The organism is Microbacterium sp. C-MGS6 (assembly GCF_058140415.1).
Genome location: NZ_CM176934.1, coordinates 2,724,096 through 2,743,793, shown reverse-complemented (window position 1 = coordinate 2,743,793; position 19,698 = coordinate 2,724,096). Strand labels below are relative to the sequence as shown.

Annotated in this window: 19 protein-coding genes; 16 read left to right on the top strand and 3 right to left on the bottom strand. The window is 71.1% G+C overall.

The window, feature by feature from the left end:
- Positions 1-100 precede the first annotated feature (100 nt).
- Both AC3B5L_RS13485 and AC3B5L_RS13480 read left to right on the top strand, forming a co-directional pair.
- Complete coding sequence (locus AC3B5L_RS13485; protein ID WP_259951340.1) at positions 101-1,480, top strand: NtaA/DmoA family FMN-dependent monooxygenase; 1,380 nt, start codon at positions 101-103, stop codon at positions 1,478-1,480.
- Entirely contained in the window at positions 1,473-2,357 is an 885-nt protein-coding gene (locus AC3B5L_RS13480; RefSeq protein WP_187662211.1) for a ribokinase, read from the top strand. The genes AC3B5L_RS13485 and AC3B5L_RS13480 overlap by 8 nt, the downstream gene beginning before the upstream one ends.
- A gap of 22 nt (positions 2,358-2,379) precedes the next feature.
- On the opposite strand, the gene AC3B5L_RS13475 is transcribed toward AC3B5L_RS13480, so the two are convergent.
- A complete protein-coding gene (locus AC3B5L_RS13475; RefSeq protein WP_187662210.1) occupies positions 2,380-2,967 on the bottom strand; it encodes a PadR family transcriptional regulator in 588 nt (195 codons plus the stop codon).
- Between the two features lie 103 nt (positions 2,968-3,070).
- On the opposite strand from AC3B5L_RS13475, the gene AC3B5L_RS13470 reads away from it, so the two are divergent.
- Both AC3B5L_RS13470 and AC3B5L_RS13465 read left to right on the top strand, forming a co-directional pair.
- On the top strand, positions 3,071-3,580 hold the full coding sequence (locus AC3B5L_RS13470; RefSeq protein WP_187662209.1) for a flavin reductase family protein: 510 nt from the start codon (positions 3,071-3,073) through the stop codon (positions 3,578-3,580).
- On the top strand, positions 3,577-3,990 hold the full coding sequence (locus tag AC3B5L_RS13465; protein WP_259951342.1) for a riboflavin kinase: 414 nt from the start codon (positions 3,577-3,579) through the stop codon (positions 3,988-3,990). The genes AC3B5L_RS13470 and AC3B5L_RS13465 overlap by 4 nt, the downstream gene beginning before the upstream one ends.
- On the opposite strand, the gene AC3B5L_RS13460 is transcribed toward AC3B5L_RS13465, so the two are convergent.
- Entirely contained in the window at positions 3,991-4,641 is a 651-nt protein-coding gene (locus AC3B5L_RS13460; protein WP_259951343.1) for an amino acid deaminase, read from the bottom strand. It abuts the gene before it with no gap.
- 118 nt (positions 4,642-4,759) lie between these two features.
- Between AC3B5L_RS13460 and AC3B5L_RS13455 the strand changes: the two genes are divergently transcribed.
- From AC3B5L_RS13455 to AC3B5L_RS13430, 6 genes are read left to right on the top strand one after another with little or no spacing between them, the layout of a single operon-like run.
- Complete coding sequence (locus tag AC3B5L_RS13455) at positions 4,760-5,452, top strand: HAD family hydrolase (RefSeq protein WP_259951344.1); 693 nt, start codon at positions 4,760-4,762, stop codon at positions 5,450-5,452.
- A 2-nt stretch (positions 5,453-5,454) separates the two neighbouring features.
- Positions 5,455-6,444: a phosphate/phosphite/phosphonate ABC transporter substrate-binding protein gene (phnD, locus tag AC3B5L_RS13450; protein WP_268776681.1), complete on the top strand. Its 990-nt coding sequence runs from the start codon at positions 5,455-5,457 to the stop codon at positions 6,442-6,444.
- A 22-nt stretch (positions 6,445-6,466) separates the two neighbouring features.
- Positions 6,467-7,270 carry a phosphonate ABC transporter ATP-binding protein gene (phnC, locus tag AC3B5L_RS13445; protein WP_259962900.1) on the top strand — a complete coding sequence of 268 codons (804 nt, stop codon included), beginning with the start codon at positions 6,467-6,469 and terminating at the stop codon, positions 7,268-7,270.
- Positions 7,267-8,091 carry a phosphonate ABC transporter, permease protein PhnE gene (gene phnE, locus AC3B5L_RS13440; protein ID WP_490095868.1) on the top strand — a complete coding sequence of 275 codons (825 nt, stop codon included), beginning with the start codon at positions 7,267-7,269 and terminating at the stop codon, positions 8,089-8,091. The genes phnC and phnE (AC3B5L_RS13440) overlap by 4 nt, the downstream gene beginning before the upstream one ends.
- On the top strand, positions 8,088-8,903 hold the full coding sequence (gene phnE, locus AC3B5L_RS13435; protein ID WP_187662204.1) for a phosphonate ABC transporter, permease protein PhnE: 816 nt from the start codon (positions 8,088-8,090) through the stop codon (positions 8,901-8,903). Before phnE (AC3B5L_RS13440) ends, phnE (AC3B5L_RS13435) begins: the two co-directional genes overlap by 4 nt.
- Complete coding sequence (locus AC3B5L_RS13430) at positions 8,890-9,744, top strand: MurR/RpiR family transcriptional regulator (RefSeq protein WP_259951349.1); 855 nt, start codon at positions 8,890-8,892, stop codon at positions 9,742-9,744. The genes phnE (AC3B5L_RS13435) and AC3B5L_RS13430 overlap by 14 nt, the downstream gene beginning before the upstream one ends.
- Before the next feature lie 132 nt (positions 9,745-9,876).
- On the opposite strand, the gene AC3B5L_RS13425 is transcribed toward AC3B5L_RS13430, so the two are convergent.
- Entirely contained in the window at positions 9,877-11,385 is a 1,509-nt protein-coding gene (locus AC3B5L_RS13425; RefSeq protein WP_259951350.1) for a PucR family transcriptional regulator, read from the bottom strand.
- Between the two features lie 93 nt (positions 11,386-11,478).
- On the opposite strand from AC3B5L_RS13425, the gene gabT reads away from it, so the two are divergent.
- From gabT to AC3B5L_RS13395, 6 genes are all read left to right on the top strand, one after another.
- Positions 11,479-12,840, top strand: coding sequence for a 4-aminobutyrate--2-oxoglutarate transaminase (gene gabT, locus AC3B5L_RS13420; protein ID WP_187662201.1), 1,362 nt, complete (start codon positions 11,479-11,481; stop codon positions 12,838-12,840).
- A gap of 91 nt (positions 12,841-12,931) precedes the next feature.
- A complete protein-coding gene (locus AC3B5L_RS13415) occupies positions 12,932-14,314 on the top strand; it encodes a flavin monoamine oxidase family protein (protein ID WP_490095867.1) in 1,383 nt (460 codons plus the stop codon).
- Positions 14,314-15,198 carry a universal stress protein gene (locus tag AC3B5L_RS13410; RefSeq protein ID WP_490095866.1) on the top strand — a complete coding sequence of 295 codons (885 nt, stop codon included), beginning with the start codon at positions 14,314-14,316 and terminating at the stop codon, positions 15,196-15,198. The genes AC3B5L_RS13415 and AC3B5L_RS13410 overlap by 1 nt, the downstream gene beginning before the upstream one ends.
- Complete coding sequence (locus AC3B5L_RS13405; RefSeq protein ID WP_025102346.1) at positions 15,198-16,754, top strand: APC family permease; 1,557 nt, start codon at positions 15,198-15,200, stop codon at positions 16,752-16,754. The genes AC3B5L_RS13410 and AC3B5L_RS13405 overlap by 1 nt, the downstream gene beginning before the upstream one ends.
- A gap of 14 nt (positions 16,755-16,768) precedes the next feature.
- On the top strand, positions 16,769-18,235 hold the full coding sequence (locus AC3B5L_RS13400) for an NAD-dependent succinate-semialdehyde dehydrogenase (RefSeq protein WP_187662198.1): 1,467 nt from the start codon (positions 16,769-16,771) through the stop codon (positions 18,233-18,235).
- Between the two features lie 25 nt (positions 18,236-18,260).
- Positions 18,261-19,625, top strand: coding sequence for an NAD-dependent succinate-semialdehyde dehydrogenase (locus AC3B5L_RS13395; protein ID WP_259951353.1), 1,365 nt, complete (start codon positions 18,261-18,263; stop codon positions 19,623-19,625).
- Positions 19,626-19,698: the final 73 nt, after the last annotated feature.

Below are 19,698 nucleotides of genomic sequence, written 5' to 3'. Positions count from 1 at the left end.
ACCCCCGGTCCCGGGGGCGCGACCCCGCGCCCCCGGGTTCCCCCGGCGTGCCCGGAAACTCCGAACGACTCCATCCCCCACTCCCAGGAAGGCATCCGCCATGACCGCTCAGCACCCCGTGAAGACCCTGCGGCTCGGACTCTTCGAGAACGCCCAGGCGAACGACTCCGGCACCGCGACCTGGCGCCACCCCGACAATCGGCGCTACCTCTTCGACAAGCTCGACTACTGGCGCGACACCGCGCGCCTGGTCGAGAACGCGGGCTTCGACTTCCTCTTCCTCGCCGACGCGTGGGGCTGGGCCGACGTCGCCGGTGAGCGGCCGGAGATCTGCTCCGTCGAGGGCCTGGATCTGCCGCGGCTCGACCCGGCGATCATCCTCGCCGCCCTCATCCCGGAGACCACCCGCCTGGGCCTGGTCGCCACCGGATCGACCCTGCTCGAGCCGCCGTACTCCTTCGCCCGACGCCTGGCCACTCTCGACATCCTGTCCGGGGGCCGGATCGGCTGGAACGTCGTCACCACCGGCACGGCCGACACCGCGGTGCAGGGCTTCGGCGTGCCGATGGTGGGACACGACGAGCGCTATCTGATGGCGGACGACTTCATGCAGGTCGTCTACAAGCTGTGGGAGGGGGCCTGGGAGGAAGGGGCGCTGGAGCGCGACAAGTCCGGTCGCTTCGCCGACCCGGCCAAGGTCCACCGCATCGCGCACGACGGGCCCTACTTCCGCTCGCACGGCTACGGCAACACGCAGCGCTCGCCGCAGGGCACGCCGGTGCTGTTCCAGGCCGGGGCGTCGCCCGCCGGTCGCGAGTTCGGCGGCAAGCACGGCGAGGCGATCTTCGTCGGGAGCGGCTCGGTCGAGCAGCTCCGCACGCATTCCTCGGCGATCCGCGAGGAGGCGGTGAAGAACGGCCGTGCGGCGCACGAGGTGAAGATTATGTCGGCGTTCGCCGCGGTCGTCGGCAGCACCGAGGAGGAGGCCCGCCGCACCTACGCGGAGGTCGCCGATGCGCAGAATCCCGAGGTCACCGTCGCCTCCTACGCCTGGTTCACCGGTCTCGACCTGTCGTCGTACGACCCGAGCACGCCGATGTCCGAGCTCCGCACCGAACTCTCGCAGACGCAGGTCGCGCGCTTCGCCGACAAGACGGTGGGCGATGTCCTGGCCGACTGGCACGCGCACGGCGTGGGCGCCCGCCCGATCGTGGGCACGCCGGAGCAGGTGGCGGACCGGATGATGGAGCTCGCCGACGGCGCCGACCTCGACGGCTTCCTCTTCGCTCCGGTGATCCCGCCGGCCTCGACCGCCGACTTCATCGAGCACGTCTTGCCGATCCTCAAGGAGCGCGGGGCGATCGCCGACCCCGCAGCCGAGCCGGAGTCGCTGCGGGAACGGCTGATGGGCACCCCGACGCCCGCGCTCGCCGACTCCCACATCGGGTCGTCGTTCCGGCGGACGATGGCCCGTGTCTGACAGCCTCGCCGGCGTCGCCGTCGTGGGGAGCGCGAACCTCGACCTCGTGGTCGAGGTGTCGCGTCCTCCCCGCGTCGGTGAGACGCTGCTCGGCCGGGCCGGAGGCCGCTTCCCCGGTGGCAAGGGTCTGAACCAGGCTGTCGCCGCGGCCCGCGCGGGAGCCGTGACCACGTTCTGCGGCGTCGTCGGAGCGGACGAGGCCGGCGCCGTTCTGGAGGCGGCGCTGACGGAGGCGGGAGTGGACGCCGCGCTCCGCCGCTCCGCGTCCGCGCCGACCGGGGTCGCGCACGTGCTGGCCTTCGACGACGGCGACAACAGCATCCTCGTGGCGGCGGGGGCGAACGGCGAGCTCACTCCGGAAGACGCCGTGGCCGGGACCGTCGGGGCGGCCGTGATGCTCACTCAGCTCGAGGTGCCCTTCGCCGCGGTCGCCGCCGCCCTGGCCGCCGCACATGCCTCCGGGACCCTCACGATCCTCAACGCCGCCCCCGCGCACCCCGCCGCCGTCGACCTGCTGCCGGAGGTGGACGTGCTGGTCGTGAACGAGACGGAGTGCGCGGAACTCGGCGGCGTCGAGCGGCTCCTCGGCGCCGGCGCCGGGGCGGTCGTGCTCACGGAGGGGGCCGCCGGTGTGACGCTGCATCGGCCAGGGCGCCCCGGCGTGCACGTGCCGGCCTTCCGCATCGACGCCGTCGACACGACGGGAGCCGGGGATGCCTTCTGCGGCGCCCTCGCTGCGGGGCTCGCCCAGGGTCACGACATCGAGCACGCTCTCGTCCGTGCCTGTGCCGCGGGGGCGATCGTCGCCCGTCACCGTGGGGCGACCACTCCGGCGCTGTCCGTCACCGCTCTGGAGGCTCTGGTAGCGCGGCGCTGAGTCCGCGCTGGGCGCGGCGGTATCAGCGCGTAGGGGTGGTCTCCGCCGTCTCGCCGGCGAATGTGTACGCTCCGGCACGCAGCCGCTCCAGCAGCGTCAGGAGCCACTCCTTCTCGGCGGTGAGTCGGGCGGTGGAGAGGTCGAAGATCTCGCGCACGTACTCCGGGGTCGTCTCCGAGCGCAGGGTGTCCTGCACGTCGAAGCCGTTCTGCGTGATGATCGCGTCGCTCTTGATGAGCCGGTGCTCGAGGCCGGCGATGACCTCCTGCCGGCTGAGGACGAACATGAACGAGGCCACGGTCATGATCGCCTGGGTGTCGAAGGCCGCGACGTTCCAGAGGTTCTCGCGCAGCATGCGCTGCAGCTCCACCTCGCCGGCCGGGGTGATGCGGTAGGTGGTGCGCGCGGGGCGCTTGCCCTCCGTCTCGGTGCCGCTCTCCGCCACGTAGCCGTCGACTTCGAGCGCGCGGAGGGCGTTGTAGATCGAACCGGGCTGGATGTGCGCCCACTCGTCGACGTGCCAGGTCATGAGCTCGCGGCGCAGGAAGTAGCCGTGCACCGGTTGGAACTGCTTGACGGCACCGAGGACGACGAGGCGGGTGGTCGACATGCGCTTCATGCTAACGGTTCAGTGCGGTGGAACCTGTTGTTTGTATGGTCAAAAATGCATATAATCCAAACTAGTCAAAGTTGACTACCGAAAGGACTTCGTGATGACCACTGCCGTGACCGACGCCCTGCCGCGGGACCGCGCTCTCCGTCGCGCCTTCTCCGTCTACCCGACCGGTGTGGTCGCGCTGGCCGCGCACGTCGAGGACCGCGCCGTCGGTATGGCGGTCAACTCCTTCACCTCGATCTCGTTGGAGCCCGCCCTCGTCGCCGTCAGCGCCGCGCGCACCTCGAAGACGTGGCCCGTGCTGCGCGCCGTCCCCGAACTGGGGATGAGTGTCCTCGCGGCGCACCATGAGCCGCTCAGCCGCTCCCTGTCCGCGCGCGAAGGCGACCGGTTCGGCGGCCACGCGTGGCATCGCTCGGAGGGTGGGGCCGTGCTGATCGACGACGCCGCGCTCTGGCTCACGTGCCGGCTGCACAGCACGTTCGACGGTGGCGACCACGAGATCGCGCTCTACGAGATCCAGGATGTGACGCTCTTCGACGGCGTCGAGCCGCTCGTGTTCCACCAGAGCCGTTACCGCGCCATCTCGCCCGCCGGAGACGTGTGAGCGGACCGGCGCCCCGGGTGCTCTCCGGCCTGGTCGTCCCCGGCGACGGTCGCGGTCGGCTGCTCGGCTTCCCGACCGCGAATCTCGCCCTGTCCGAGCGGCTGCTGCCCGACGATGGGATCTATGCGGCGTGGGCGCTGTTGCCCGGCGACGACCGGCGGTGGGAGGCGACGGCGAGCATCGGCGTCAATCCGACGTTCTGTGGCGACCGGGCGCGGCGTCTCGAGGTGCACCTCCACGACATCGACCGCGACCTCTACGGGCAGCTGCTGTCGGTCGAGCTCGTCGCGCTGCTCCGGCCGACGCTCCGTTTCGATGGAGTCGAGGAGCTCGTCGCCCGGACCGCCGCGGATGTCGCGGCCTCGCGGCGGCTTCTCGCCGCGGAGCGGCGCACGTTCGCGAGGCGCTGACTACGCCGCGTTCCAGCGGAGTCGCGGCAGCGTGGGGAACTCGGTGAGGATCGCCGCCGCGTCGGTCACGGGGAAGAGCGTGACCGGGAGCGGGGGGAGCCCCGGCGATGGTGCGACCGCGTAGGCCAGGGCCGCCGGCCCCTCCGACGCGCTCAGAAAGACCCGACTCTCGCGGCCGGCGACGGCGACCGTGGATCCGTGCAGGCCTGCGGACAGGGCGGCGGCCGCGGCGGTCGCTCGGGCCAGGAGTGTCGGACCGGGGAGCCAGGGGAGGAAGGCGTCCTCGGGGAGTCCGCAGGCGACAGCCAGCGCCGGGGTCAGCCAGCGGTCGCTCTTGAGGCCGTAGGGGGTGGGCTCCCGCGAGAGCAGGTAGCCGTAGCAGTGCAGGAGCCCGGCGTTACCGACCGGCCAGGTCGCCGGCAGGCCCGCGCGCCGGTGGAGCTCGTCGAACAGGGCGGGCGCGATGACGCCCGTGCCGGTGTTCTCGTCGACGGCGGTCGACCGGCCCCACGCGGCGAAGCGCCTCGCATCGCGATCAGCCCGGAGTGAGGCATCGAGCCGGGGCAACGCGTCGATCGCGCTCTGCGCGGCGACCGGGGTGCTGGTCGCGGCGCGGTCGGCGGCGTGCATGAGGGCAGCGAGTTCGGACACGGCGTTCACCATACGGGAACGACGTGGACGGAGTGTTCACGCGGCGTTCATGCGCTGTGGGCGTTCCGTCCATGTCGTTTGCCCATGCTGGACGGAGCGTCCGCACGGAAGGAACCCCGTGACCACCATCCTCCTCTTCGACTTCGACGGCACGATCGCGCTCGGCGACGGCCCTGTCCTCGCCTACGCCCGACATGTGGCCACCGCGCTGGGCGCGTCGGAGCGGTTCGTCGACGACGTCCGCATCGCGCTCGCCGCCGCGGGCCCCGACGCCGTCGACGGGTACGACGTCGTCCGCCGCGCGGCGGACAGCTTCGGCGCCGACGGTGCCGTGCTCAGCGCGGCCTACCTGGCGAGCCGCGCCCAGCTCGCCACGGCTGCGGCTCCGGTCACGGTCCCGAGCGGCCTGGTCGAGTTCCTTCGGACCGCCGGCCCCGTAGCGGAGCGCGTGCTGGTGACCAACGCCCCCGCCGTGCGTCTTCCGGAGGCTCTGGAGCACCTCGGGCTCGCGGGACTGTTCGACCGCATCGTGACCGATGCCCGCAAGCCCGCCGGGATGGAGGAGGTCCTCGATGCGCTGCCGCCCGATGCCCGCATCCTGAGCATCGGCGACATGTGGCGAAACGATCTCGCTCCCGCACACGCCCGCGGCCACGCCACCGCGCTGATCGGGGGCTTCGCCGACCCGGCAGCGACCCCGACCTTCCGCGCGGCCGACTTCGCCACTCTCGCACCGCAGCTCGAGGCTTGGCTGCGGGCCACCGACTCCTCCGTTCCGTCCACTTCACACACCCTCACCACCGAAGGATGATCATGCGTACCTCCCCCTTCCGCCGCCCGGTTCTCGGTCTCGCCGCCGCCGGTGCCCTGCTGACCGTCGCGCTCGCCGGGTGCTCCGGCACCGCTGCCGGGTCCGACCCGTCCGCCGCCCCCGCCGAGGATCCGGACTCCCTCGTCCTCGCCCTCGTCCCGTCGCAGGACCAGGACGGCCTCGTGGAGACAGCCGCCCCGCTGACCGACTACCTCACGGAAGAGCTCGGGATCGAGGTGACCGGTGTCGTCTCGAAGGACTACCAGGCCGCGGTCGAGGCGATGGGCGCGGGGCAGGCGCAGATCGGCTTCCTGCCGTCGCTGCAGCTCTGGCAGGCGAACGACATGTACGACGCGTCCGTCGTGTTGCAGACCGAGCGCAACGGCAACATCACCTACCCGGCGCAGTTCATGACGAACAACCCCGACAAGTACTGCGAGGACGAGCCGGTCGCGCGTGACGGGATGCTCTTCTGCAACGGCGCCGACGCCATGACCGGACCCGCCGGTCTCGACAGCATCGACAAGGTGGAGGGCGCGAAGGTCGCCGTCCTCGGCCCGGGGTCCCCCGCCGGTTACATCTACCCGATCCTCGCGCTCCAGGAGGCGGGCCTGGACACGGACGCGGACATCGAGCAGATCCCGGTGACTGCGAACGACGCGTCCGTGCTGGCCGTCTACAACGGCGACGCGGAGGTGGGCTTCAGCTTCTGGGACGCCCGCACGATCGTGCAGAAGGACACCCCGGACGTGGGGGAGAAGGTCGTCGTCTTCGCCATGACCGAGGAGATCCCGAACGACGGCGTCGCTCTGTCTGCCGACCTGTCCCCGGAGCTGCAGGAGCGCATCACGACCGCGCTCGAGGAGTTCTCGAACACGGAGGAGGGCTCGACGATCCTGGAGAGCATCTACTCGATCACCAAGCTCGCACCGGCCGATCCCGCGTCGCTCGACGTCGTCGCCCGGGCCGCCGAGGCCCTGGGGCTCCAGTAAGTTGTCCGCTCCGCATCAGCCGGTGGACGCCGTGGCTCCGGCCGCGGCGTCCACGCCGTGGAACATCCGTCTCGACGATGTGACGGTGCGCTATCCGAACGGCACGATCGGGTTGAACCGCGTCTCACTGGACATCGCCGCGGGCGAGATGGTCGCCGTCGTCGGGCTCTCCGGCTCGGGGAAGTCGACTCTCATCCGCACGATCAACGGCCTGGTACCGGTCACCTCCGGCACCCTCGACGTCGGCGGGCATCGCGTCAGCGGCGCCTCCCCGCGCACGCTGCGCCGGCTCCGGGGGGACATCGGCATGGTCTTCCAGGGCTTCAACCTCGCCGGTCGCGCCAGCGTGCTGCACAACGTGCTCGTCGGGCGTCTCGCCCACACGCCGCTGTGGCGCACACTCCTCGGTGCCTATCCTGAGGTTGACCGGCAGCGCGCGTACCACGCCCTCGACCGGGTCGGGATCCTGCCCAAGCTGCACGCGCGGGCCTCCGATCTCTCCGGCGGCCAGCAGCAGCGCGTCGCGATCGCCCGCGCTCTGGCGCAGGAGCCTCGCGTCGTCCTGGCGGACGAGCCGGTGGCGAGCCTCGACCCGCCCACGGCGCACGGCGTGATGAACGACCTGCGGCGCATCAACCGCGATCTCGGCATCACGGTGCTCGTCAACCTCCACCTGCTCGACCTCGCCCGTGAATACGGCGCCCGGATGATCGGCATGCGCGCGGGCGAGATCGTCTACGACGGCCCCGCCGCCGGTGCCTCGGACGCGGACTTCGAGGGCATCTACGGCCGGTCGCTCACCTCGGACGATCGGCTGGACGCGTGACCCCCGTCATCGACCAGGACACCGCGGTGGCACCGCTCGACGTGCCCGGGCGCCCACCCGGTGCCTGGAAGGGAGCCGCTGTCCTGGCGGGTGTGGTCGCCGTGACGGTCGTGATGTGTCTGCCCGGTGTCGGCATCGGAGTCGACCTCGACGCGATCGCGCGCAACTGGCAGAACGGCGCCGACAAGGTGCTGAAGCTGCTGGTGCCCGACTGGTCGTTCTTCCCGCGCACGGTCCCGCCGCTGATCGAGACCTTGCAGATGGCGGTCATCGCCACCGCCCTGGGCGCCGCCGTGTCCTTGCCCCTGAGCTTCTGGGCGGCGCGGGCGACGAACCCGAACACGGGCGCGGGACTGGTCGTGCGCGGGGTCCTCAACATCGTGCGCAGTGTTCCCGACCTGCTGTACGCCGCCATCCTCGTGGCGATGGTGGGCGTCGGCGCCCTTCCCGGGATCCTGGCGCTGGTCCTGTTCAACATCGGCATCATCGTCAAGCTCGTCTCCGAGGCCATCGACACGAACGACCGCGGGCCCCTCGAGGCCGGCCGGGCCGTGGGCGCGACGCAGATGCAGATCAACCGGACGCTCGCCCTTCCGGACGCCTGGCCCGCCTTCGCGAACCAGACCCTCTACGTCTTCGAGCTCAACGTGCGCGCATCGACCGTGCTCGGACTCGTCGGCGCGGGCGGGATGGGGCTGCTCATCGACGCCGTCCGCACGTTCTACCGCTACGACCAGCTCTCGCTCATCATCCTCGAGATCCTCATCGTGGTGATCGTGATCGACGTGGTCTCCGACGCCGTCCGGCGGAGGCTCGTATGACCGCGCCCCTCACCGCCGTCCCCGCCCGGCCTCGGCGCCCCTGGCTCCTCGTCGGATGGGGCCTCGTGACCGCCGTGATCGTGCTGGCCTTCTGGTCGATCGACATCTCCTGGGCGCGCCTCGCCGATCTCCCGGCGGAGATCGTCCGCTACACCGTGCTCATGTTCGGCGACCCGAACTGGGAGAAGCTCCCCGAGGCCCTGGGGCAGACCTGGCGAAGCATCGAGATGGCCTGGGTCGGCACGGTCCTCGGCATCCTCCTCGCGACCCCCCTGAGCCTGCTGGCCGCTCGCGGCTTCGGACCGGTCTGGCTGCGCAATCTGCTTCGCGGGCTGTTCTCGCTCATCCGCGCGGTCCCGGAGATCATCATCGCGATCGTGATCCTCTCGGTGACAGGGCTCACACCCTTCACGGGAGCCTTGGCGCTCGCACTCAACGGCATCGGCACCCTCGGCAAATGGGGCTATGAGGCCGTCGAAGCCGTGCCCCGTGGCCCCATCGAGGCGGCACACGCGGCCGGCGGCAGCACTCTCCAGGTGCTGCGATGGGGAGTGTGGCCACAGGCGGAACCGGCGTTCTGGTCGTTCTGGCTCTACCGCTTCGAGATCAACGTGCGCTCGTCGGCCGTCCTCGGCCTCATCGGCGTCGGCGGCATCGGTGACATGCTCACCTCCTACACCCAGTACCGTGAGTGGTCGACGGTGGGTGTCCTGCTCATCGTGGTTGTCACGGTGACGATGCTGATCGACGCGGTATCCGGCGCGATCCGCCGCCGGATCATGGAGGGAGCCCGAGCCCGTGTTCGCCCCTAGCTCTCCGCCGAGCGTGCGCATCGCCGCGGTCCGCAACACCTTGCAGCCCGCGGAGCGGCGGGTGGCCGAGCTCATCCTGGACTCCGCCGACGCCGTCGTGGAGTGGACAGCGCAGGAGCTCGCCGACCGGGCGGGTGTCGGCCGCGCCACCGTCGTCCGTGCGTGCCAGGGCTTCGGCTACCGCGGCTACCCGCAGCTCCGGGTCGCGCTGGCCGCCGAGCTCGGCGGGGGGAGCGGTGACGCTGCGGTCGATCACGGGCCGGGTGTGCTGGGGCGGATGCGCGGTGAGATCGACCGTGTCGCGGCGTCCCTCCCCATGCTGGCGAGTCTCCTGGACCCGGCGACCGTCGACGCGGCAGTCGCCGCGACCGCTTCCGCGCGACGTGTGCTGGTCCTGGCGAACGGTCTCTCGTCGCCGATCGCGAGCGATCTGGCGATGCGGCTCACGGCGGCAGGGCGACCGGCGGAGTTCATCGCCGACGCCATCGCCCAGCAGATCGCGGCCCGGCATCTCACGGAGCAGGACGTGTGCGTCATCGTCAGTGGTTCCGGAGCCAATGAGGCGAGCCTGCGTGTCGCGACCGCCGCCGCCCGCGGCGGTGCGACGGTGATCGCACTCACCTCGTTCGCGTCCTCCGCGCTGACCGACGCGGCCTCCCTGTCGCTCGTCATCACCCCGGCCGGGGTGAGCTTCCGCGAAGAGCTGCAGCACGCCTCCCGCGTCGCCTTCCTCGTGTTCGCCGAGGTTTTCGCGGCCGCGGTCACCTCCGCCCGCGGCGACGCCGCCGTCCAGGCTCGGGCACACGCCCTCGAAGTGGTCTCCGACAACCTCGACGGCTGAGGGACCGCGGTTCCGGCTGCACGACCTCGGTCCGCGGGCATGACCTGGCGGGCCGATCCGTCGTGCAGGTGTCGCGCAGTCGTGCAGGCGTCGCGGGGGGAAAGGGGGGAGGCGGGGACGGAAGGGGCCGGGTCAGTCGCGGGCGGTCTGCAGGAGGGCCCACACCTCGGCCCGGGCGGGGAAGGTCGTGAGGTCGGCCCCGAGGAGGGCGCCGGCATGGGAGACCCGGGAGCGGAGGGTGTGCCGGTGGATACCGAGGGCGGCCGCGGCCTGCTCGGCCCGCGTGTCGTGGTCGAGCCAGGTCCGCAGCGCGTGTTCGAGCGCGGTGCCGTGGGCGGCGTCGTGTTCCCGGAGCGGAGCGAGCCGCGACTCCGCGACGAGCCGGGCCTCATCCGTCGCCAGCGCCGTGAGCAGGCTGGATCCGACCGTGTCGGCGTACCGGACGGCGCCGCTCGTGCCCGGCTGTCGGAGAGCGATGAGCGCCTGGGCGTGCGCGCGGGAGAAGGCGTCGTACCCCTCCGGGGCCGAGACGCCGACGCGGGCGCTGAAGCGCGAGGCCGCGTCGTCGAGAAGAGCCTCGTCGGCCGCGGACACGCAGATGACCACGCCGTCCTCGGAGTCCGCGAGGAAGGCGGGCGTCCCGTGCTCGACCCGTCGGCGCTCCCACCAGTCGAGGAGAGGCTCGGCCGGGGCATCCCCGGTCACCGCCACCACCACGGGGGCGGGCGGAAGGCTGCCGAGGACACGGCGCGCGAGGCCGGGGTCGTCGCTCAGGAGCGAGCGCAGCAGCTGCGTGTGCAGCCGGCGTCGGCCGCGGGCGAGCTGCTCGCTCTGCTCCCGCGCCAGTCCCGCCATCGCGATGACCGAGGTGACGACGGCCCTGGCCTCCTGGTCGAGGGCGTCGGCCGCCACGGCGAGGACGCCGCGCAGGTGCCCGCCCCGCCCCACCGTGAAGAGCATGAAGGTGTGCGCATCGAGGGTGAGGGACTGCCCCGCCTCGAGTCCGCGGTCGAGGATCTCCTGGACCCGGGTCCCGAGCCCTTCCCGGACAGTCGCCGAGAGGGCGTCGCGGGGGTGGGCGACGATCAGGTCGCCCGCCGCGTCGAACATGCCCGCCCAGGCGCCGAGTCGACGGCCGAGTTCGGTGATGATCGCCTCGAGCCCGCGCGGCCGGAGGGCGGCGAGGGCGAGGGCGCGCTGGGTGTCCAGCGCCCAGGTGCGCCGGGCGTAGGCCTGCGCCGCGATCGCCTCGGAGTGCGCGCGGGCCACGGCGATGAACGGCGTGCGGTACGGCACCTCGAACAGGGGGATGCCCTGGTCGGCGCACGCCGCGATCAACTCTTCCGGTGTTCCCGAGCGATGCACGTCGGTCCCGAATCCGAGCCCCAGCACGCCGCGCTCGGCGAGGCGGACGACGTAGGGGGCGATGGCCTCCGCGTCGTCGAACTGCGTGCCGGTGGTGAGGAGGACGAGGTCTTCCGCGAGGAAGGGCGTCGGGTCCGCGAGGTCGGAGCTGTGCACCCAGCGCAGTGGCCGGTCGAGCGCGCCGTCCGGCAGATCCGCTGCGGTGGAGACGAGGCGCAGGTCGAGATCCCGGCGGCGCAGCAGGGCGGACAGCGTGGAGGGATCGGCGGGGGCCATACGATCTCCGGTTGTACGAGACGGCGAAATCAATTCTCTGATTGTACGACCCGGCGAATGCGGGCGTCTCCGCTGCCGCCGTACGCTCGCGACATGGCTCTCCTCGACACCGCAGCACCCGCAGTCCCCCTCGGCGGCCCCGACCTCCCGCAGGAGCGTCGCCTCGTCACGGAACTCCCCGGCCCGCGGTCGGCCGAGGTCCTCGCCCGCAAGGCGGACGCGGTCGCCGCCGGTGTCGGTCACACGGTGCCGGTCGCCGCCGTCGCGGCCGGGGGAGGAGTGGTCGTCGACGCCGACGGCAACTCGCTCATCGACCTCGGCTCCGGCATCGCCGTGACCACGGTCGGCAATTCGCACCCGAAGGTGGCCGCCGCCGTGGCCGCGCAGGCGGCGCAGTTCACGCACACCTGCTTCATGATCTCGCCGTACGAGTCGTACGTCGGCGTCGCCGAGGCGCTCAACCGCGTCACCCCCGGCGACTTCGCCAAGAAGAGCGCCCTGTTCAACTCCGGCGCCGAGGCTGTCGAGAACGCGATCAAGATCGCCCGCAAGCACACCGGTCGTCAGGCCGTCGTCGCGTTCGACCACGGCTACCACGGCCGCACGAACCTCACCATGGCGCTGACCGCGAAGTCGATGCCGTACAAGAGCGGCTTCGGACCGTTCGCCCCCGAGGTGTACCGCGCGCCGATGTCGTACCCGTTCCGCGACGGGCTCGAGGGCGGCGAGGCCGCGGCCCGCGTGATCCTCCAGCTCGAGAAGCAGATCGGCGCCGACAACCTCGCCGCCGTCATCATCGAGCCGATCCAGGGTGAGGGGGGCTTCATCGTCCCCGCCGACGGCTTCCTCCCCGCGATCGTCGACTGGTGCCGCGCGAACGGCGTCGTCTTCATCGCCGACGAGGTGCAGACCGGGTTCGCCCGCACCGGACACATGTTCGCCAGCGAGATCTTCGGCATCGAGCCCGACCTCATCACCACCGCCAAGGGCATCGCGGGCGGGCTGCCGCTCGCCGCCGTGACCGGCCGCGCCGAGATCATGGATGCGTCGCACTCCGGTGGCCTCGGCGGCACCTACGGCGGCAACCCCATCGCGTGCGCCGCGGCGCTCGCGGCCATCGACGTGTTCGAGAACGACGGCGTCATCGAGCGTGCCCGCGAGATCGGCGAGATCCTCCTCGGCCGCCTCACAGCCCTCCAGGCCGAGGACGCCCGCATCGGCGACGTCCGCGGTCACGGTGCGATGGTCGCCGCCGAGTTCGTCGACCCGGAGACCAACGCTCCGGACGCCGCGCTCACGGCTGCTGTGGCCAAGGCGTGCATCGCCCAGGGCGTCATCGTCCTCACCTGCGGCACGTACGGCAACGTCATCCGCTTCCTCCCGCCGCTGTCCATCGGCGACGAGCTGCTGAACGAGGGCCTCGACGTCGTGGCCGAGGCGCTGGCCGGCGCCTGACACCCTGTCCGGTCGCGTCCCCGGATCGGGGGATTTCGGGACGCGACCGGTACTTCATCCCCCGCATCCCCCGACGACGAAGGAGTTGCAGATGGCTGAGATCACCCGCGACGTGCTGATCGTGGGCGCCGGAGCCGCAGGGCTCACGGCGGCCAACGACCTGCGGAAGGCCGGGCTGTCGGTCGCCGTGCTGGAGGCCCGCGACCGCGTGGGTGGCCGCCTGTGGACCGACGTGATCGACGGCGCCATGCTGGAGATCGGCGGCCAGTGGGTCTCGCCCGACCAGGACGCGCTCAAGGACACGATCGAGGAGCTGGGGCTCGAGACCTACAGCCGGTACCGCGAGGGCGACAGCGTCTACGTCGGCCCGGACGGACAGGCCCACCGCTTCACGGGCGAGATGTTCCCGGTGTCGGCGGAGACCGAGGCCGTGATCGCGCGCATCACCGGCATCCTCGACGCCCTCGTCGCCGAGATCGACCCGGACAAGCCGTGGGAGCACCCGAACGCGGCCGAGTGGGACTCGATCTCCTGGGACGCCTGGCTGCGCTCGCAGACCGACGACGACGAAGCCGTGCGTAACCTCGCCTTCGCCACCGGCTCGGCGATGCTGACCAAGCCGACCCACGCCATCTCGCTGCTGCAGTCGCTGCTCATGGCGGCCTCGGCCGGCTCGTACTCGAACCTCGTCGACGCCGACTTCATCCTCGACAAGCGCGTCGTGGGAGGGCTCCAGCAGGTGCCGCTGCGCCTCGCCGAGCGCCTGGGCGAGGACGTGCTGCTGAACCAGCCCGTCCGCAGCCTGGAGTGGTCGGATGACGGGGTCGTGGCGACCACCGACGACCTCACGGTGCGGGCGCGGTACGCGATCCTCGCGCACGCCCCCATCCTCTACAACCGCATCTCCTTCGTCCCGCCGCTGCCGCGTCGCCAGCACCAGCTGCACCAGCACCTCTCGATGGGCTTCGTCATCAAGGTGCACGCCGTCTACGACCGCCCGTTCTGGCGCGAGCAGGGCCTGAGCGGCACGGCGTTCAGCCCGTACGAGCTCTCGCACGAGGCCTACGACAACAGCAACCACGGCGACGAGCGCGGCACTCTGGTCGGCTTCGTGTCCGATGCGAACGCCGACGGCGTGTTCGAGCTGTCCGCCGAGGAGCGCAAGGAGCGCATCCTCGAGTCGCTGTCGCACTACTACGGTCCCGAGGCGAAGAACCCGGTCGTGTACTACGAGAGCGACTGGGGCAGCGAGGAGTGGACGCGTGGCGCCTACGCCGCGAGCTTCGACCTGGGCGGCCTGCACCGCTACGGCGCCGACCTGCGCACGCCCGTCGGACCGATCCACTTCGCCTGCAGCGACATGGCAGGAGCGGGTTACCAGCACGTCGACGGGGCGATCCGCATGGGCCACTTCGTCGCGGCGAACATCGTCGACGCCCGCCGCGAGGCCGGCGCTCCCGAGAGCATCGGCTGATGACCGGCTCGGTCGTCGTCGGCTACACGGCGACGGATGCGGGGGCGGACGCGGCGGCGCTGGGCGCACGTCTGGCGCGCAGCATCGGTGCGACCCTCCACCTCGTGATCGTGCTGCCGACCGAGGGCACCCGGAGCGCCGCCGTGCCACCGGAGCGCGCCTACGAGGACGTCATCCGGAAGCAGGCGCGGAGCTGGCTGCAGGACGCGGTCGTGCGTCTCCCGCAGGAGCTGGTGCGCAGCGGCCATGTGCGCTTCTCCGAGTCGTTCGCCGAGGGGCTCATCGCCGCCGGTGAGGAGTTCGCCGCCAGCGTCATCGTGATCGGCACGGCCGGCGGCGGCCTCTTCGGCCGGCATCGCCTGGGCAGCATCGCATCGGAGCTGCTGCACTCCTCGCCGATCCCGGTGGCCCTCGCACCCTCCGGGCTCGCGCAGCAGGACGACCACGTGCTTCCGCGCGTCACGGTCGCCGTCGGCACGCGTCCCGGCGCGGAGGGCGTGCTCGACCAGGCCGTCGCCCTCGCCGGCGCGGCCGAGGTGAGCCTCCGGCTGGTGTCGCTCGTGCCGTTCGACGTGCCGCCGGGACTCGACACCGGCGCGATCCGCCTCGCCGGCAGCGAGCACGCGCACCAGGTGCTGGCCGTGGCGGCCGAGCGCCTGCCGGACGGCCTCGGCGCCGTCGTCGAGGAGGCGCCGGGCGAGACGGTGGAGGACGCCGTGGCCGGGCTCTCCTGGCTCCCCGGCGAGGTCGTCCTCGTCGGCTCCAGCCGGCTGGCGCAGCCACGCCGTCTCTTCCTGGGCTCCACGGCGGCGAAGATGCTGCACGAGCTGCCCGTCCCCATGATCGTCGTCCCGCGCACCCGCATCGAAGCAGGAGACCGCTGATGAGCAGCACCAACCGGGCGACGGAGCCCGCATCCGGCGTCACGACCGGAATCTCGACGAAGGGCCTGAGCGCCGGCACCGTCGGCCTGATCGGCGCCGTCGTGATCGGCATCTCGTGCATCGCCCCCGCCTACACGTTCACGGCCGCCGTCGGCCCCACCGCGTCCGAGGTGGGCGCGCAGATCCCGGCGATCATCCTCGTCGGCTTCATCCCGATGCTCCTCGTGGCCTTCGGCTATCGCGAGCTCAACAACCGCATGCCCGACTCCGGCACTTCCTTCACCTGGGCCGCCAGGGCGTTCGGGCCGTGGGTGGGCTGGATGGCCGGATGGGGCCTCGTGGTCGCCACGATCCTCGTGCTGTCCAACCTCGCCGGGGTCGCGGTCGACTTCCTGTTCCTGCTGCTGTCGCAGATCACGGGCAACGCCGAGATCGCCGATCTCGCCGGCGTCACCTGGATCAACATCGGCGTGTGCCTGCTGTTCATGCTCGGCGCGACGTGGGTGTCGTACCGCGACATGCAGACCACGCAGAAGCTGCAGTACTGGCTGGTCGGATTCCAGATCCTCGTGCTCGTGTTCTTCGCGGTCGCCGCGATCGTGCAGGCCGTGGGCGGCAACGGCTTCGACTACCAGCCGTTCGACCTCAACTGGTTCAACCCGTTCGCGATCTCGTCGTTCAGCGCGGTCGCCGCCGGTCTGTCGCTGTCGATCTTCATCTTCTGGGGCTGGGACGTCACCCTCACCATGAACGAGGAGACGAAGGACCCGGAGAAGACCCCGGGCCGCGCGGCCACCGTCACGGTGCTCACGATCGTCTCGCTCTACCTGCTCCTCGCCGTCGCGATGATCATGTTCGCGGGCGTCGGTACGGGGGAGCTCGGCCTCGGCAACGGCGACATCCAGGAGAACGTGTTCTTCCACCTCTCCGGGCCGATCCTCGGGCCGCTCGCGTTCCTCGTGTCGCTCGCGGTGCTCACGAGCTCGGCGTCGTCGCTGCAGTCGACGTTCGTCGGCCCGGCACGCACCCTGCTCGCGATGGGTCACTACGGCGCGCTGCCGAAGTCGTTCGCGAAGGTGAGCCCCCGGTTCTTCACCCCGGGCTACGCCACCATCGTGTCGGCCATCGTGGCCTCCGCGTTCTACGCCGTGATGCGCGTGGTCAGCGAGGACACCCTGTGGGACACGATCCTCACGCTCGGCATGATGATCTGCTTCTACTACGGGATCACGGCGTTCGCCTGCGTCTGGTATTTCCGCAAGCAGTGGTTCGACTCGGCGCGGAACGTCTTCTTCACCTTCCTGTTCCCGCTGGTGGGCGGCATCATCCTGGCGATCCTGTTCTTCACGACGCTGATCGACTCCATGGACCCGGCCTACGGCTCCGGGTCGGAGATCGGCGGCATCGGGATCGTCTTCATCCTCGGCATCCTCATCATCGTCGTCGGGATCGCCGTGATGATCTGGAACGCCATCCGCCGCCCCGCCTTCTTCCGCGGTGAGACGCTGGGTATGGACGCTCCGCCCAGCCGCCGTCGTCGTCCCACGTCCGTCTGAAAGAGAGAGAATCCATGAGCACTCAGAACGAGCAGGCGCTGCTCGACAGCATCCCCACCGGCCTCTTCATCGGCGGGGAGTGGATCGAGGGGGAGACCGGCGCGACCTTCGACGTCAAGGACCCCTCGACCAACCAGGTGATCCGCACGATCGCTGACGCCACCCCCGCGGACGGCATCCGGGCGCTCGACGCCGCCGTCGCCGCACAGGACGAGTGGGCCGCGACCGCGCCGCGCGTGCGCGGGGAGATCCTCCGCCGGGCGTTCGACCTCGTGCAGGAGCGCAAGGAGGACCTCGCGCTGCTGATGACGCTCGAGATGGGCAAACCCCTGGCCGAGGCCCGCGGCGAGGTCGCCTACGGCGGCGAGTTCCTCCGCTGGTTCAGCGAGGAGGCCGTGCGCATCAGCGGCCGCTACGGCCTGAACCCCGAGGGCACCGGTCACATGATCGTGTCGCAGCGCCCCGTCGGTCCGTCGTTCTTCGTCACGCCGTGGAACTTCCCGTTCGCGATGGCCACGCGCAAGATCGCCCCGGCCCTCGCCGCCGGCTGCACCGTGGTGATCAAGCCCCCGGCACTCACGCCGCTCACGACCATCTTCTTCACGACGCTGCTCGAAGAGGCCGGTCTGCCCAAGGGTGTCGTCAACGTCGTGCAGACCTCGAAGTCGAGCGCCCTGTCGGCGCCGATCATCGCCGACCCGCGTCTGCGCAAGCTCTCCTTCACCGGATCGACCGAGGTCGGCCGCAAGCTCATCGCGCAGGCCGCCGAGGGCGTGCTCCGGGTGTCGATGGAGCTCGGCGGCAACGCCCCGTTCGTCGTGTTCGACGACGCGGACCTGGACAAGGCCGTGGAGGGCGCGCTGGCCGCGAAGTTCCGCAACATCGGTCAGGCCTGCACGGCGGCGAACCGCTTCATCGTGCACAAGGACGTCGCGGGCGAGTTCGCCAAGCGCGTCACCGAGCGCGTCAACGGCATGAAGATCGGTCGCGGCACGGAGGACGGCGTGGCGATCGGCCCGCTCATCGACGAGGACGCCGTGGCCAAGGCCGGCGAGCTCGTCGACGACGCCGTCGAGCGCGGCGCGACCCTGCTCGCGGGCGGCAAGGCGCTCGAGGGCACCGGCACGTTCTACGAGCCCACGGTCCTCACCGACGTCGTCCCCGGTTCCGCGATCCTCCGCGAGGAGATCTTCGGCCCGGTGCTCGCGATCGCGACCTTCGAGACGGAGGACGAGGCCGTGCGTCTCGCCAACGACACCGAGTACGGCCTGGTCTCCTACGTGTTCACCGAGAACCTGCAGCGCGGTCAGCGGATGATCGACGCGCTGGAGACGGGCATGATGGGTCTCAACGTGGGTGTCGTCTCGAATGCGGCGGCTCCCTTCGGCGGCGTCAAGCAGTCCGGCGTCGGCCGCGAGGGCGGCTTCGAGGGCATCCACGAATACCTGTCCACCAAGTACACGCTGATCCCGGTCTCCTGACCGGCACGGCAAGAGGAGGAGAGACATGACCGACTACGCCGTCGTCAACCCCGCCACCGGCGAGACCCTGGCGTCGTACGACACGTTCACCGACGCGCAGATCGAGGAGGCCGTCGCCGCCGCGGACGAGGCCCACCGCGAGTGGTCGCGCTCCACCACGGTCGCCGACCGTGCCGCGCTGCTGCGCCGTGCGGCCGAGCTGCACCGCGAACGCCGCGAGGAGCTGGCCGACATCTTCGTGCGCGAGATGGGCAAGCCCCGGGATGCCGCACTCGGCGAGGTCGACTTCGCCGCCGACATCGCCGAGTACTACGCGGACCAGGCCGAGGACATCATGGCCGACCAGCCCATCAAGATCCTCGGGGAGGGGTCGGCGATCATCCGCCGCTCCTCGCTGGGACCGCTCGTGGGCATCATGCCGTGGAACTTCCCGGCCTACCAGATCGTGCGCTTCGCGGCGCCGAACCTGATCGTCGGCAACACGATCCTGCTGAAGCCCGCGCCGCAGTGCCCGGAGTCGTCGAGCGCGATCGAGGCGATCTACCACGACGCCGGCTTCCCGAAGGGCGCGTACCAGAACGTGCTCGCGACGAACGACCAGATCGCGGCCATGATCGCGGACCGGCGGGTGCAGGGGGTGTCGCTGACCGGCTCCGAGCGCGCCGGCGCCGCGGTCGCCGAGGTGGCGGGGCGCAACCTCAAGAAGGTCGCGCTGGAGCTGGGCGGGTCCGACCCGTTCATCGTGCTCTCCACCGACGACCTCGACGCCACCGTGCAGGCGGGTGTCGACGCGCGGCTCGACAACAACGGTCAGGCCTGCAACGGCGCCAAGCGCTTCATCATCGTCGACGACCTCTACGACGCGTTCGTGGAGAAGTTCACGGCGGCGATGGCGGCCGTCGAGGCGACCGACCCCACGCTCGACGACACGGTCCTCGGCCCGGTCTCGTCGGAGGCGGCGGCGGAGAACCTGCAGAAGCAGATCGACACGGCCGTGGCCCAGGGCGCGACGCTGCTCACGGGCGGTACGCGCGACGGGGCGTTCTTCGCGCCGACCGTGCTCGCCGACGTGACCCCGGAGATGGACGTCTACCGCGAGGAGCTGTTCGGTCCCGCGGCGGTCGTGTACCGCGTCGCGGACGAGGACGCGGCGGTCGCGCTGGCCAACGACACCACGTTCGGCCTCGGCTCCTACGTCTTCACGACGGACGAGGCGCAGGCGGAGCGGGTGGCCGACAGGATCGAGGCGGGCATGGTCTACGTGAACCTCGTGCTCGCCGACAGCCCGGAGCTCCCGTTCGGCGGCATCAAGCGCAGCGGCACGGCACGCGAGCTGGGCCACCTCGCCGCCGACGAGTTCGTCAACAAGAAGCTGATCCGCATCGGCTGATCGTCGACCCACCCCCTTGCGGCCGAGCGGCCCCCTTGCGTGCGTACGCAAGGGGGCCGCTCGCACGAGAGGG